Below are 14,836 nucleotides of genomic sequence, written 5' to 3'. Positions count from 1 at the left end.
ACCCATTCCCCGCGACCCGCGCGCAAGGAGATCCGATTGACCGACGCACGACGCCGCCGTGGCGTGTTGGCCCGCCCGATCCTGCACAGCCTGCTCGGCATGGCGCCGGCCGTGGCCGCCATGGCCGAATCGCAGGCGCCGCAACTGGCGCCGGTCGTGGTGAGCGGCACCCGCCTGGGCGCGTCGCCCCTGGAAACCCCGGCCTCGGTGGACATCGTCGAGGGCGCGGAGATGCGCCGCGCCCAGCCGGGCATCAACCTGTCCGAGGGCCTGGCGGGCGTGCCGGGCCTGCAGATCCAGAACCGGCAGAACTACGCGCAGGATCTGCAGCTGTCCAGCCGCGGCTTCGGCGCGCGCTCCACGTTCGGCGTGCGCGGGGTGCGGCTGTATGTGGACGGCATCCCGGCCACCATGCCCGACGGGCAGGGCCAGACCTCCAACATCGACATCGGCTCGCTTGGCCGGGTCGAGGTGCTGCGCGGCCCGTTCTCGGCGCTGTACGGCAATTCCTCGGGCGGCGTGATCCTGGCCTATACCGAGGACGGGGCGGTGCCGTCCGAAATCGGCGCGTCGGCCTGGGCCGGCAGCGACCACACCTGGCGCTACGGCGCCAAGGCCTCGGGCACGTCCGGCGACCTGGACTACGTGCTCGATCTGTCGCGCATGACCACCGACGGCTACCGCGACCACGGCGCGGCGCGCAAGAACCTGGGCAACGCCAGGCTGGGGGTGCGGCTGGACGACGCCAGCCATTTGACGATCGTGGCCAACAGCGTCGACCTGACGGCGCAGGACCCGCTCGGCCTGACCTACGCGCAGTTCCAGGACGCGCCGCGCAGCGCCGACCTGGCCGCGCAGTACGACACCCGCAAGACCGTGCGCCAGACGCAGGGCGGACTGGTCTACGAACGCCACGTCGACGGCGCCAACACCTTGCGCCTGATGCTGTACTACGGCCAGCGCGACACCACCCAGTTCCAGGCCATCCCGCCCGCGGCGCAGGCGGCGCCGACCCAGGCGGGCGGCGTGATCGACCTGCGGCGCCGCTATGGCGGCGCCGATCTGCGCTGGACCTCGGAGCTGGGGCCGGCGCAGCGGCCGCTGACCCTGGTCGGCGGCTTTGCCTACGACACCATGCGCGAGAACCGCAAGGGCTACCAGAACTTCACGGGCGAGGGCGCCAGCCGCCAGCTTGGCGTGCAGGGCGCGCTGCGGCGAGACGAAACCAACACGGTCTACAACGCCGATCCCTACCTGCAGGCCTCGTGGCGGGTCGCGCCGCGCTGGACGCTGGACGCCGGCCTGCGCTACAGCACGGTGGACTTCCGCTCGCGCGACCACTATGTCGCGCCCGGCAATGGCGATGACAGCGGCGACGCGCGCTACCGCCGCGCGCTGCCGGTGGCCGCGGTGCGCTACCAGCCCGATGCGCGGACCAGCCTGTATGCCTCGTACGGCCGGGGTTTCGAAACCCCGACGCTCAATGAACTGTCGTACCGGCCGGGCGGCCTGCCCGGCCTGAATTTCGCGCTGGCGCCGGCGCTTAGCACCCATGCCGAAGCCGGCGTGAAGACCGGCCTGGCCGGCGGCCAACTGACCGCCGCGGTGTTCCATGTGTCGACCGAAAACGAAATCGTCTCGGCCGGCAGCACGGGCGGCCGCGTCACGTTCCGCAACGCCGGCCGCACGCGCCGCGACGGCGTGGAGCTGGGCTGGTCCGCCGGATTCGCCGGCCATTGGCGCGCGCAGCTGGCGTACACCTGGCTCGATGCGCGCTACCGCGACGACGGCGGCGGCGACATCCGCGCCGGCAACCGCATCCCGGGCATCGCGCGGCAGTCGGCCTACGCCTCGGTCGGCTGGGCGCCGCCGCAGGGGTGGCAGGCGGGCATCGAGGCCCGCTACCTGAGCCGCCTGTACGCCAACGATGCCAACGACGCGGTCGCGCCGGGCTATGTCGTGGCGGCGTTGTCCGCCGGCTACGTGAAACAGGCGGGGCCGTGGGAATGGCGCGCCCATGCGCGGGTCGACAACCTGTTCGACCGGCGCTATGCCGGATCGGTCATCGTCAACGAGAGCAACGGCCGCTACTACGAACCGGCGCCGGGACGCGGCGTGGGCGTGGGGCTGGGGGCGACGTATCGCTATTGAGGCAGGCGCTGGCGCGGGACGCCGCGGCGCGCGCGCCGGGAACGAGGGCAGGCCGAAATGTCGGACGGTTTGCCGGGTCGAGGCTTTAGGGGTGACCGATAAAATAGTTTTTACATTCTGATCATCCGGGAGCATCGATCGTGGCTGCAAGACTGAAGGGGCCACGCGCCTGGATCGCGGGGCTGGTTGCTGTCCTTGCGCTGTTGCCGAGGCTGGGGCATGCGCAAGCGGGTGTGCAAGGATGCAGATTGCTCGATGGTGGCGACACCGTGACGTTCCAAATACCGCCGTCGGTCAGTTTCGATCTTGATCGCCAGTTGCCCGGCGGCTCCATTATTTACATCAGCAAGAGCTATGAGTTCAGGTATCGCTGTTTCAACAATGCCACGACTCCGAAGCGGGTGGCGCTCGTGGTCCTTGGCGACTATGAGCCGATCAGGAACTCCCTGAGAGAAGCCTCGTTGAGGCTGTCAATCGTTTACGACAGCCTTTTTAAGGGGCAATGGAGCCCGGATCCCTTGTATCCGACGTACTTACCCTACTTCAGTGTCGATGAGCCTTACCTGGGGGATACCGGCGAACGCATCGGGCGCATCCTCATGGTTCTGAATTTGGAACAGAGGGTCTTGAAGCCCCTGCGTGCGTTCCTACCCGCCACGCATGCGTTCAAGTTGGTCGCGGATGAAAGCTCCTTGACGGCGCCTGGCATTTTCTTGAACACCACGCCCTCGCGTTTCCAGCATGTCCCCTCCTGCGTCGGCTCGGTCAATGTCGATAACACGGTCACATTCGACACGGTGTTGACGACGGCAAGCTACAACGGCAAGTTGCCGCAGGCCAAGCCGTTCAATCTGACGGCGCGCATCAATAGTCCGGCGGCCTGCCCGGGGTTGGAGTCGCTGACAGGCCCGCCGGCTTCCAGCAATCCCCTGGACGGGTTCTTCTTGCCTACTGTCGTGTCATTCCTGCCGCAAAGCGGCGAACGCACGGATATTTTCGACCGGGAGATTTTCCTGAAGAATGCCAATGGTCAGGAGAACGGCCTGAAACTGACCATCACCAATGCCGCCAACCAGCAGGTCAAGTTCGGTCCCGTTCCGATGGATCAGTACGGCATATCAGATGTCCGTTACGTCGGCAATGCAGGCCCGACACTGTACGGCACCAAATTGTCAGCGACCCAGGCGTACACGGCGCATCTCGAACGGACTGGCGCCGAGCTGAAGACCGGTAGCTACAGCGCGCAGGTGCTCGTCAAGCTAACCTGGTTCTGAGCCGGCGCAGGGCGCAGGCGCCGCGCGCCCTCAAGCGCCGGCTCAACGCCGGCCGCCATCCCCATAGCAGAACCCATGGTCCTCGCAGTCCGCACAGCCGGGCGCGGCGGCGGCGGGCTGGCCGGCATGCTCGAACGCGGAATACGCCAGGAACTTCTTCCAGCGCAGATTTTGCGTGTTGCGCGCCACCAGGCCGGGATAGTGGCGCGTCAGCAGCGCGGTGACGTCCTCGCGTCCGTTCAGGCCCAGGTCGCGCCACAGGTGGTCGGGGCGCAGGCAGGCTTGCGCCAGCACGCTGGTGACCCAGGCGGTGGTCGAGGCCTGGCCGCTACAGGCGTCGAGCAGCACGCGCAGCAGCCGCGTGAAATCCGCTTGCGGGCTGGCCAGGCCGCGCGCCGCGTAAGCCAGCAGTTGCGCCCGCAGGTTGGCATAGGCCGGCGCGGAGCCGGCCTGCGCGCCAGGGAACAGGTTGGCCAGCACTTCGGCCAGTTCGGTCGGCGACAGGCCGGTGCGGGCCAGGTCGCGATGCGCCAGGCTCTTGCCGATCACCGTCGCGAAAAAGCGGGTGTCGGGATGGCCGGGCACGGCCTGCTCCAGCAGGCTACAGGTCAGGGCATCGATGTCCCGGGCGGGCGGGGCGGCGGTCAGGACGGCATCCATGGCGGTTCAAGGCAAGATTTGAAGGAATCGTTATATGCTGAAATATATAACGAAGGGGGGATGACCCTTTCTGCGATGTGTCAAAGCCGCCGGCATCGGGCGCGGCGGCGGACAGATGGGGCGGTATCATCGGCCCGCTTCCCATTACAGGTCCCCACGATGTCCCGTCTTGCCCCTCTTGCGGTTCCCCGCCGTTTCGGCGCCGTTGCGCTGGCGCTGGCCGGCCTGTTCGCCATGTCCGCGCCGCCGCCCGTCGCGGCGCACGACATCGGCGCCGCCATCGAGGCCATGCGGCTGGGCCGCTATCCGCTGCGCGAGCCCGAGCGCCGTGTCTGGGGCACTGAAAATGCCAAGGACGCCTTGCTGGTCGGCCAGCTGGAAAACCGCCTGTTCCTGTATCGCTATCTGCGGCCGGGCGGCGCGGGCTCGCCGTCCGAGCTGGCGTTCCGTTCGCGGGCGCTGGTGATCGACCCGGCGGCGTGGCGCGCCGACCGCGCGGAAAATGTCAGTGTCACGGCGCCCCGCGACGGCCAGGTCTTCTATTGGGTGACCTACACCTATCCCGATGCCGCCGAGGGCCGCGCCGATGGCTTCCTGGTGGATGCCTCCGGGGCCGTGATCCGCGTGCAGGCCGATGCCGCACGGGTGGTGGCGACGGCCGACCAGCCCTGGGACGAGACGCGCCGCGCGCAGGCGCTGGCCACGCTCAAGCCGGCGCTGGCGGGGTATCCGAGCCGCTTGCCGGCGTGGCCCGCGGACGTGCGCTTCGAGACGCGGCCGGCGGGCGATGTGCCGGTCGCGTTTCGCGCCTTGCACCAGGCGGTGCGTGCCATCCCGCGCGCCAAGGCCGCCGAGTTCGGCCGCGCGCTGGCGGACCTGCGGCGCTTCATGCTGGAACACGACTATCGCGAGATCGACCCGGCGGGCAAGGACGCCGAGGCGCTGACCGCGTTGAACGACTATGGCTTCTGGCTGGGCGAGTCGGGCCGGGGCGGCGAGCTGGCCGAAGCGGAGCGGGTGCTGGGCGAGGTGCTGCGCCGCGACCCGGCGCGCACGCCGGCCTACCTGAACCGCGCCGATGCGCGCCTCAAGTTGCGCGACCGGCAGCGCGAACTGCGCGACTATTACGAGACGCTGGCGCGGGAGGACTTCCGCCAATACTGCTCGCGCCGCCTGGCGGCGGGCGAAGCGATGCCGGCGAACGTGGCCGCCCGTATCGGCGCTGCCCTGGACGCCAGGACGCTGGATGCCGCGGCGTGCCGGCCTCGGCTGGCGATCTTCGAGGCCATCCGCGCGGGCGACCTGGACGCGGTGCGCGCCGAACTGCGCGGCGGCCAGGATCCGAGCGGCGTCAACGAGTACGGCGTGTCGGCGCTCAGCGCCGCCACCTATGGCCGCCAGCCCGGGATGGTGCGGGCGTTGCTGGCGGCCGGCGCCAAGGTTGACGGTCCCAATCGCGGCGCGCCGCTGCTGGCCGCGGCCCTGCCGCCGTCGGGCGACAGCCGCCCGGCGGCCGAGCGCTATGCGTTGGCCGACGTCCTGATCGCCGCCGGCGCTTCGCTGGAGGCGCCCGACTCGAATGGCACGCCGCTGCTGCTGCGGCGGGTGTCGTACTCGGCCGAGGACAAGGACACGCTCGACTACCTGCTGGCCAAGGGCGCCAACCCGAACGGCCGCGACAAGAGCGGCCGCTCGGTGCTGCACGCGGCCATGGGCAGCCCGTCGAAGTTCTGGTTCGCCGACAAGCTGCTGGCCAAGGGGGCGGACATCAATGCCGTCTACATCCGCATGTATTACGGCGACCAGGCCATGTGGGAAACGCCGTTGCTGGAAGCGCTGCGCGAGTCGCCCAGCGGCGAGCTCTCGCCGCAGACCGTGTATCCGGTGTCCGAGCGCGTGGCGTTCGCGCTGGCGCGCGGCGCCGACCCGACGGTGGGCGGCTATGGGCCGAAGGGCGGCCAGCAGCGCGCCGGCATGGACGAGGCCCTGAGCCTGGCGGCGCGGCAGATGTCGCCGGAACTGGTGGACCGCCTGGCGCAGGCCGCCGCCGGCAAGCCGCGCGCGCCGCTGACGGCGGCGCCGCTGTCGAGCCTGCTGCGGCAATGGAACGAGGTCGAGAACCGCGCCGACGCGCAAGGCAATGGCCCGCAATGGGACGGCCTGCGCGCGCGCTTGCGCGCCACCGCCGAGCGGCTGCTGGCGGCGGGGGCGCCGCTGGCCTATGACGGCAACCCCTCGGGCGTGACCCGCCGCGATGTCGCGCCGTTGTCGCTGCCCTGGCTGCCCGACGATCTGTACCTGGCCTGGTTGCAGGCGGGCGCCAATCCGTCGGATCGCAGCGACGGCGAACTGCGGCTGCGCGGCGTGGTGGACGCGGACGCCTTGCCCCTGGTCATCATGCTGCGGCTGGGCAACGATGCCAAGGCGCGCATGCTGCTGGAGCATGACGCCGGCCTGTACGCCACGCCGGCGCGCTGCGGCATGGCGGTGGCGGACATGCTGGCCTGGAAGCTGGGCGACAACGGGCCGCTGGGGCCGTCGGCCGCGCGGGCCTTGCGGCAGGTGCTGGATGGCGCGGCCCGGGCGCCGGCCTGCGACCTGGAGCAGGGCGCGCGGGTGCAGCCGTTCGTCGGGGTCAGCGCACGTGAACTGGCGCAGCGCGCCGGCGTGACGCTGACGGTGAAGGCGCCGGGCTGAGCCTCGGGCCATGTCCGCCCGGTTGCGGGCGCGGCCCGCCAAAAAAAAACAGGCGCCTCGCGGCGCCTGTCTGTCGTCATCGAATGACGGGTCTTACATGGCGTGGCCCATGTTGACGTTCATGTTGTACAGCACCCAGGCCGAACCCCCGACGATGATGGCGATGATCATCACGGTGAAGACGAACGTGGCCAGGTTGTCGCGGGCCGATTTCGAAGCGCCCATGTGCAGGAAGTACACCAGCTGCACCAGCAGCTGGAGCACGCACAGCGCCACCACGCCGATGATGGTGATGGTGTGGGACAGCGCGCCGCTCATCACCAGGCCGAACGAGCCGAAGGTGAGCAGGAGCGAAAGCACGAAACCGATGATGTAGGACTTCACGGTGCCGTGGTCGGCGGCGTGATCGTCGTGGCCGTGTGCGGCCGCAGCGGAGTGCGACATCAGAGGGCTCCCAGAAGATAGACGAAGGTGAAGACGCAGATCCAGACGATGTCCAGGAAGTGCCAGAACAGGCTCAGGCACGCCAGACGACGCTTGTTGATCGAGTCCAGGCCATGGCGGCGGATCATGTCGATCATGACGACGATCCAGATCAGGCCGAACGTCACGTGCAGGCCGTGCGTGCCGATCAGCGTGAAGAACGCCGACAGGTAGGCGCTGCGGCCGGGGCCCGCGCCTTCGGTGATCAGGTGATGGAATTCATAGACTTCCATCGCGATGAAGCCCGCGCCGAACAGGAACGTGACCATCAACCAGCCGATTGCGCGGCTCTTGTTGTTGGCGTGGACGTTCAGGTTGGCCATGCCGAAAGTGAAGCTCGAGAACAGCAGCAACAGGGTTTCGACCAGCACGAACTTCAGGTCGAACAGTTCCTTGCCGGTGGGGCCGCCCGCGGTGGCGTTGGCCAGCACCGCGAACGTCGCGAACAGCACCGAAAAGATCAGCAAGTCGCTCATGAGGTAGACCCAGAAACCGAAAACGGTCTTGGATCCATCGTCATGGTGCGCGTGATCGTCGTGACCCGCGTGGGGGTGAGTGGCTACGGCTTGAATCATGGCTCAGGCGGCCTTCTGCATTTTTTCAAAGTGGGCGTTTTCGATGCGTTCGACTTCCGCGGCCGGGACCCAGTAGTCGACGTCGCGGTCATAGGCGCGGACGATGAACGAACCGATCATGCCGACGAAACCGACGATCGACAGCCACCAGATGTGCCAGATCAGGGCAAAGCACATGACCAGGCCGAACGCGCCGATGAAGACGCCGGCGGCGGTGTTCTTCGGCATGTGGATGTCTTCGTACTTGGCCGGGCGCTTGTAGGCCTTGCCGCTCTGCTTGTCTTCCCAGAACTGGTCCAGTTCATCGACGTGAGGAACATGGGCGAAGTTGTAGAAAGGCGCGGGCGACGAGATCGACCATTCCAGGGTGCGGCCATCCCAGGGATCGCCGGTGATGTCCTGGTTCTGCTTGCGCTGGCGCACGGACACGAACACTTGCTGCAGCAGGAACCAGATGCCCAGCATGATCAGCGCGGCGCCGGCCAGCGCGACCAGCAGGTAGGGCTGCCATTCGGGGTTGTCGTAGTGGTTCAGGCGACGCGTCATGCCCTTGAAGCCCAGGATGTACAGGGGCATGAAGGCCAGGAAGAAGCCGACGAACCAGCAGTAGAACGAGTAGCGGCCCAGGCGTTCGTTCAGTTTGAAGCCGAAAGCCTTGGGGAACCAGTAGGTCATGCCGGCGATGCAACCGAACACCACGCCACCGATGATGGTGTTGTGGAAGTGGGCGATCAGGAACAGGCTGTTGTGCAGCACGAACGACACGCCGGGGATGGCCAGCATCACGCCGGTCATGCCGCCGATGACGAACACCAGCATGAAGCCCAGCGTCCACAGCACCGGCGTGGTGATGCGCAGGCGGCCGCGGTAGATGGTGAACAGCCAGTTGAATATCTTCGCGCCCGTCGGGATCGAGATGATCATTGTGGCAATGCCGAAGAACGCGTTGACGTTGGCCCCCGCGCCCATGGTGAAGAAGTGGTGCAGCCAGACCAGGAACGACAGCACGCCGATGGCGGCCGTGGCGTAGACCATGGACTTGTAGCCGAACAGGGTCTTGCGGGCGAACGTGGCGACCACTTCGGAGTACACGCCGAAGGCCGGCAGCACCAGGATGTAGACCTCGGGGTGGCCCCAGATCCAGATCAGGTTCACGTACATCATGACGTTGCCGCCCATGTCGTTCGTGAAGAAGTGCGTGCCCAGGTAGCGGTCGGCGGTCAGCAGCGCCAGCGTGGCGGCCAGCACCGGGAAGGCGGCCACGATCAGGACGTTGGTGACCAGCGAGGTCCAGGTGAAGATCGGCATCTTCATCAGGGTCATGCCCGGCGCGCGCATGCGCAGGATGGTGACGATGAAGTTGATGCCGCTGAGCGTTGTGCCCAGCCCGGAGATCTGCAGCGCCCAGATGTAGTAGTCGACCCCGACACTTGGGCTGTAATCGAGCCCGGACAGCGGCGGATAGGCGAGCCAGCCGGTCGCGGCGAATTCACCGACGAACAGCGAGATCATCATCAGCGCGACGCCGGCGCCGAACAGCCAGAAGCTCAGCGAGTTCAGGAACGGGTAGGCCACGTCGCGGGCGCCGATCTGCAGCGGCACCACGATGTTCATCAGCCCGGTGATGAAGGGCATCGCCATGAAGAAAATCATGATGACGCCGTGGGCGGTGAAGATCTGGTCGTAGTGGTGGGGCGGCAGGAAGCCGGCGGAGTCGGCCGAGGCGACGGCCAACTGGGTACGCATCATGATGGCGTCGGCGAAGCCGCGCAGCAGCATGATCAGCGCGACGATGATGTACATCACGCCGATGCGCTTGTGGTCGACGGAGGTCAGCCATTCCGTCCAGAGGTACTTCCACTTGCCGAAGTAGGTGACGGCGCCGAAGACCGCCAGGCCTCCCAGGCACACGGCGGCCAGCGTAACCATGACGATGGGTTCATGGTACGGAATGGCCTCTAGGGTGAGTTTCCCGAACATTATTGATTCAATCCTGCGACAAGATTATTCGACGTGGGGGTGCACGTGGCATCGTCGACGCCGGCCATCTTGGACATGGTGCTGCCCAGGATGTAGTCGAACATGGACGGCGGCACCGAGGCGTACTTGACGACCGGGTTGCGCTCGCTGCGCTTGGTCAGTTCCTGGTACACCGCCGGAGTCAGCGAGGCGCCCGAAGCCTTGGCTTCCTTGACCCAGTTGTCGAAACCTTCCTGCGACGTGGCGATGGCCTTGAAGCGCATGCCGGAGAAGCCGGCGCCGCTGTAGTTGGCCGAGATGCCGGCGTAGGTGCCGGGCTCGCGCGCGTTCAGGTGCAGCTTGGTCTCCATGCCGGCCATCGAGTAGATCTGGCTGCCCAGCTGGGGAATGAAGAACGAGTTCATGACCGAGGCCGAGGTGATCCGGAAATTGACCGGGACGTCGACCGGGAACGCGATCTCATTGACCGTGGCGATGTCGTACTCGGGGTAGATGAACAGCCACTTCCAATCCAGCGACACCACCTCGATGGTGACCGGCTTGTGCTCGGAGACGAGCGGCTTGTAGGGATCGAGCGCGTGCGTGGAGCGCCAGGTGATCACGGCGAGGATCGCCACGATGATACATGGCACGGTCCAGACCACGACTTCGATCGCCGTGGAGTGGGCCCACTTGGGCTGGTAGTCGGCTTTGGTATTGGATGCGCGGTATTTCCAGGCAAACGTCAGGATCATGATGATGACCGGGATCACCACGATGAGCATCAGACCGGTTGCCGTGAACAGCAGGGTCTTTTCCTGAGCGCCAATGTCTCCCTTGGGGGAGAGGATTTCCATGTTGCAGCCGCCAAGCAGCATGACCGCGCCGACGCCGAAAATGCGCGTAAGGGTCGCAAGGAGGGGGTGTTTCACGTACAGCCTTGGATGGATGGTGGGAAATGCTGCGGAGCAGCAGACTGGAATGCTGCTAGGCAGCAACGTCCATCCTATCGGGTTGATTTGGGTCAAGGCTGCGACGAATGGTCGCATTGCCCGGCAGGCTTTTGCCCCCAAGGCGCCGTGTTAAGGGTTTTCCCAGGCGGGAGCGGGCTTTGCGGGGAGGGTGGGGGTGCGACGATATGTCGCACCTGCACAAAAGGGGATTGTTGCGATGTGTGGCATCCGCGCCAATCAGTCGACCAGGACTTCGCGTTCCGGCCCCGGTTTCTTGGCCAGCTTGCGCTGCAGGGAGCGCCGGTGCATGCCCAGCAGGCGGGCGGCGGCCGAGACGTTGCCGCCGGTCTCGTGCAGGGCCTGGTGGATGTGCTCCCATTCTAGGCGGTGCAGCGGCGTCATGGTGCTTTCGATCGTAACGCTTTCCGGCTTCACCAGGCCCAGGGTGCGCAGGATCATCGGCGCGGTGGCGGGCTTGGGCAGGTAGTCGTCGGCGCCGCGCTTGATGGCCTCGACCGCGGTGGCGACGCTGGCGTAGCCGGTGACCAGCAGGATGCGCATGTCGGCGCGCAGGGCGCGAAGGGGACGGATCAGGGTCAGGCCGGAGTCTTCGCCCAGGCGCAGGTCGACCAGCGCGAAGGCCGGGCGGATCTCTTCGGCCACGCGCAGCGCTTCGGCGATGCCGGTGGCGGTTCGGGTTTCCAGGCCGCGGCGCGACAGGCTGCGCTGCAGGGTGCGCACGTAGAGCTCGTCGTCGTCGATCAGCAGGCCAAGATCGGTGGGATTCAACATATCAGGTCCCGGGAGTGCCGAGAGGCAAATAGAAACGGATGCGGGTGCCGCCACCATCGGCGGCGGTCATGGTCATTTCACCGCCCATCTGCTCGACGGTGGCGTGCGACAGGGCCAGGCCGACGCCCAGGCCGCCCGGCTTGCCGCTGTTGAACAGACTGATGGCCGGCAGCAGCGTGTGGTCGGGGTCGAAACCGCCGCCGTAGTCGCGCACTTCGCCGCGCAGGGCGCCATAGCCGTACTCCAGATGCAGGTCCACGCGCGGCTCGCTGGCGGCTTCGCCGGCGTCGGCCGCGTTGTTCAGCAGCGCCTGCAGCAGGTGGGCGATGGCCGGATCGACCCGCAGGCTGGCCGGCAGGGTGCCCGAGCGCTGCAGGTCGATGGTCGGCCGGATCAGGCGCCATTGCCCCACCACGCGCACCAGGTCCACGGCGGTTGGGACCGCCAGATTGCGGATGCGTTCCCGGCACAGGGCCAGCAGCTGGCTGAGGGTGGCGACATCCTGCTTGAGGTCGGGCTCCTTGACCTCGGCGGCGATCTCGTCGGCCAGCAGGGTCATGGTGGCCAGCGGGGTGTTCAGTTCGTGCGCCATGGCGGCGGCGTGGGTGGCCAGGGCGACGATGCCCTCGTTGCGGGTGAAGCGCTCGCGCAGCCGCGCCAGTTCGCGCTCGCGCGCCCGCAGGTCGGCGGCCAGGCGGGTGGTGAACACCAGCACGACCACCACGGAAATCAGGAAGTTGGCGCCCAGGCCCCACAGCAGCAGGGTGTGGGTGTTGACGTCGCCGCGTAGCGGCTGGCCGAAGATGGCGGCGGCGAAATAGCCGGAGATCCCCGCCAGCGCGGCGGCCAGCGCCCAGTTGCGCGGCAGCGCCAGCGCCGCCAGGGCGGTGAGGATCAGGAACATCATGCCGAACGGATTGCTCAGTCCGCCGCTCCAGCCCACCATCCAGGCCAGCACGGCCATGTCCACCAGCAGGTGGCCGAAGGCGGTGGCGTGCGACAGGTCGCGGCTGTGGCGCAGGCGCAGGCTGGCGTAGACGTTGAAGCCGATCAGCACGCCCACGCCGATCCACAGCGGCTCCAGCGGCAGGGCCAGGCCCAGCACGCTGCTGGCCACCAGGATGGTGGCGGCCTGGCCCGCGATGGCGAGCCAGCGCAGGCTGCAGAGGGTACGCAGGAAGGAAAAGGCGGAACTACCGGGCATATCCAGACACAGAGTTGCCGGTCTATCGCCGGCGGATCAGGCGTCCGGCTGCGCGGAACGCTGGCATCCGGCGCGGCGTGGGGCGCCGCGCTGCCGCCGGGCCCCGCGAGGCCGCCGGCGGCGGATGTGTGCTGGCATTGTATGAGGAATCAGGACGGGCCGCAGGTTGCGGTATGTCCCTGTTATTGAATGGCGGACGTACCGCTATGGGCCATCGGCACCGGCGGATAGCTTTCCTGGTCGGACGCCATCTGGCCCTGCATCTCGGCGGTCTGCAGTTCCTGCTCGACCTGGGCGCGGCTTTCCCCAGGGCCGTTCGAGGCGACGGCGGGCGGATAGTCTTCCTGGCCGAAGGTGTACTGGCCGTCGGCCTTGGACTGGGCGAGTTCGGCGGCGACCTGGTCCGAGGTCTTGGCCGTGGGCGCCGGATAGCTGACACGCCAGTCGCCGTACAGGTCACGCTTGTACTGGGCGGTCGGGGCCATGGTCTGGGTTTGCTGGGCCTGTACCGCCGCGGTGGCGGTGAGACCGGCGCAGAGCAACAAAGTTACTGTCAAGGTCTTCATGAAACGCTCCTGGCAATCAAAGCAAACGGCCTGGGGGCAGGCCGCGCCGTCGTCTCCGGTGCGGCATGGGGACGATTTCCTGAGAGGCGGGGAATGCGGTGGATGCGTAGGAAAACGGCGCACCCGGTGTTCTTGATTCGACCGGGCGCGCGTCTTGGCGTTGCAGAAAACGCGGGTTGTGAGGCAAACAGCTATTTCAAGCTTGAAATACAGGTGTCAATGCGCTTGCAATGACACGGTCCCTGTTAATCAGTGTCCATGCTTGGCGGCGGGGGCCGCGCCGCCCGCCAGCGGCCGCGCGGTGGCGGTCACCGGCACGCGGCGCTGCTGGCCGTTGGCGTCTTCCACCACCAGCGTCAGCGCCACCGGGTCGCCCGCCGACACCTGTTTGGCCAGGTCGATCAGCATGACGTGGTAGCCGCCCGGCTTGAGTTCCACCGGCTGGCCGGCGGGCAGGTCGAGGGCGGGGATCTGGCGCATTTTCATGACGTTGTCCTGCATCGCCATTTCGTGCACCTCGACGTGCTTGGCGGCGTCGGATTCGACGCCGACCAGGCGCGCCGGGGCGGACGAGGTCAGGCGCATGAAGACGCCGGTGGCGTGCTGGCTGGGCACCGTGGCGCGGACCCAGGCGTCTTCCACCTTGAGGGTGGCGTCCTGCGCCAGGGCGGGCGCCTGAACCAGGGTCAGGGCGCCCAGGGCGACGGCGGCGGCGAGGGATTTGAAGGCGGTCATTTTCATGGGATTTCCTTGGATCGGGGGGCGGTTCAGATCACCGTGCGCAGGTCGGCGACGCATTCCTCGGCGCTCTGCTGGTGGCGCAGGGCCACGCGCAGCTTGCCTTCGGCGTCGATGATGTAGGTCAGCGCGGTGTGGTCCATGGTGTAGGACGAGCCGGTCGGGACCTTCTGGTAGAACACCTTGAACGACTGCGCGGCGGCGCGGGTCTGCTCGGCGTCGCCGCGCAGGCCGACGAACGCGGGGTCGAAGGCCTGCATGTAGGCCTGCAGGATCTCCGGGGTGTCGCGCTCGGGATCGACGGTGATGAACAGCACCTGCAGCCTGGCGGCATCGGCGCCCAGCAGGTTCTTGATCTCCAGCGCGCGGGTCAGCGCGGTGGGGCAGATGTCCGGGCATTGGGTGAAGCCGAAGAACAGCATCACGGTCTTGCCGCGGTAGTCGGCCAGCTGGCGTTGCCGGCCCTCGGTGTCCCGCAGCTGGAAATCGCCGGTGGGCATGCTGGTCAGGTCCATGCCGTTGAGCTTGGGGGCGTCGGGGCCGCAGCCGGCCAGCGGCAGCAGGGCCAGGGCCGAGAGCAGCCGGCGCCGGTGGCGGTCGGGCGCCGGCGCGGCGCCCGCGGGGGCGCGCGAAAGGGGGGAATGCATGAAAGCCTCGTCGGTTGACGGTTCGCAAGGGCGCGGCGGGGCCGCGCGGGAAAGCGGAGTCAGGCGGCGAGGGGCGGGGCGCGCGAGCCCAGCGGCGGCCCTTGGGCCGGTTGCACCGGCGCCGCCACGTGGGCGGG

General features: G+C 67.6%; 13 protein-coding genes. 3 read left to right on the top strand and 10 right to left on the bottom strand.

Annotated features, from left to right (window positions below; translation table 11 throughout):
- Nucleotides 1-99: 99 nt before the first annotated feature.
- Complete coding sequence (locus H0523_RS14320) at nt 100-2,151, top strand: TonB-dependent receptor domain-containing protein (protein ID WP_054429231.1); 2,052 nt, start codon at nt 100-102, stop codon at nt 2,149-2,151.
- A 140-nt stretch (nt 2,152-2,291) separates the two neighbouring features.
- Nucleotides 2,292-3,425: a fimbrial protein gene (locus tag H0523_RS14315; protein ID WP_156349955.1), complete on the top strand. Its 1,134-nt coding sequence runs from the start codon at nt 2,292-2,294 to the stop codon at nt 3,423-3,425.
- A gap of 42 nt (nt 3,426-3,467) precedes the next feature.
- Here the strand turns inward: H0523_RS14315 and H0523_RS14310 are convergent, their stop codons facing one another.
- Nucleotides 3,468-4,085, bottom strand: a complete 618-nt coding sequence (locus tag H0523_RS14310) for a nitrogen fixation protein NifQ (RefSeq protein WP_054428649.1) — start codon at nt 4,083-4,085, stop codon at nt 3,468-3,470.
- Between the two features lie 159 nt (nt 4,086-4,244).
- Here H0523_RS14310 and H0523_RS14305 point away from each other — a divergent pair, with 159 nt between their 5' ends.
- Nucleotides 4,245-6,782, top strand: coding sequence for an ankyrin repeat domain-containing protein (locus H0523_RS14305; RefSeq protein WP_306670197.1), 2,538 nt, complete (start codon nt 4,245-4,247; stop codon nt 6,780-6,782).
- A 93-nt stretch (nt 6,783-6,875) separates the two neighbouring features.
- Here the strand turns inward: H0523_RS14305 and cyoD are convergent, their stop codons facing one another.
- From cyoD to H0523_RS14260, 9 genes are all read right to left on the bottom strand, one after another.
- Complete coding sequence (gene cyoD / locus H0523_RS14300) at nt 6,876-7,226, bottom strand: cytochrome o ubiquinol oxidase subunit IV (RefSeq protein ID WP_006391013.1); 351 nt, start codon at nt 7,224-7,226, stop codon at nt 6,876-6,878.
- Complete coding sequence (gene cyoC, locus H0523_RS14295) at nt 7,226-7,840, bottom strand: cytochrome o ubiquinol oxidase subunit III (RefSeq protein WP_006387443.1); 615 nt, start codon at nt 7,838-7,840, stop codon at nt 7,226-7,228. The genes cyoD and cyoC overlap by 1 nt, the downstream gene beginning before the upstream one ends.
- A gap of 3 nt (nt 7,841-7,843) precedes the next feature.
- Nucleotides 7,844-9,820 (bottom strand): cytochrome o ubiquinol oxidase subunit I, encoded by a 1,977-nt coding sequence (gene cyoB / locus H0523_RS14290; protein WP_054428647.1) that lies wholly within the window; start codon nt 9,818-9,820, stop codon nt 7,844-7,846.
- Complete coding sequence (cyoA, locus tag H0523_RS14285) at nt 9,820-10,731, bottom strand: ubiquinol oxidase subunit II (protein ID WP_054428646.1); 912 nt, start codon at nt 10,729-10,731, stop codon at nt 9,820-9,822. Before cyoA ends, cyoB begins: the two co-directional genes overlap by 1 nt.
- 258 nt (nt 10,732-10,989) lie before the next feature.
- Nucleotides 10,990-11,544: a response regulator transcription factor gene (locus H0523_RS14280; protein WP_369815877.1), complete on the bottom strand. Its 555-nt coding sequence runs from the start codon at nt 11,542-11,544 to the stop codon at nt 10,990-10,992.
- A gap of 1 nt (nt 11,545) precedes the next feature.
- Nucleotides 11,546-12,748, bottom strand: a complete 1,203-nt coding sequence (locus tag H0523_RS14275; RefSeq protein WP_054428645.1) for an ATP-binding protein — start codon at nt 12,746-12,748, stop codon at nt 11,546-11,548.
- 182 nt (nt 12,749-12,930) lie between these two features.
- Nucleotides 12,931-13,314: a DUF4148 domain-containing protein gene (locus tag H0523_RS14270; protein WP_054428644.1), complete on the bottom strand. Its 384-nt coding sequence runs from the start codon at nt 13,312-13,314 to the stop codon at nt 12,931-12,933.
- A gap of 249 nt (nt 13,315-13,563) precedes the next feature.
- On the bottom strand, nt 13,564-14,055 hold the full coding sequence (locus H0523_RS14265; protein ID WP_054428643.1) for a copper chaperone PCu(A)C: 492 nt from the start codon (nt 14,053-14,055) through the stop codon (nt 13,564-13,566).
- A 26-nt stretch (nt 14,056-14,081) separates the two neighbouring features.
- Nucleotides 14,082-14,699, bottom strand: a complete 618-nt coding sequence (locus H0523_RS14260) for an SCO family protein (RefSeq protein WP_054428642.1) — start codon at nt 14,697-14,699, stop codon at nt 14,082-14,084.
- Between the last annotated feature and the right edge of the window lie 137 nt (nt 14,700-14,836).

The sequence above is a fragment of the Achromobacter insuavis genome (assembly GCF_902859645.1).
GTDB lineage: Bacteria > Pseudomonadota > Gammaproteobacteria > Burkholderiales > Burkholderiaceae_B > Achromobacter > Achromobacter insuavis.
Note: the sequence above shows the minus strand (reverse complement) of the source record. Positions and strands in the feature narration are given on the sequence as shown.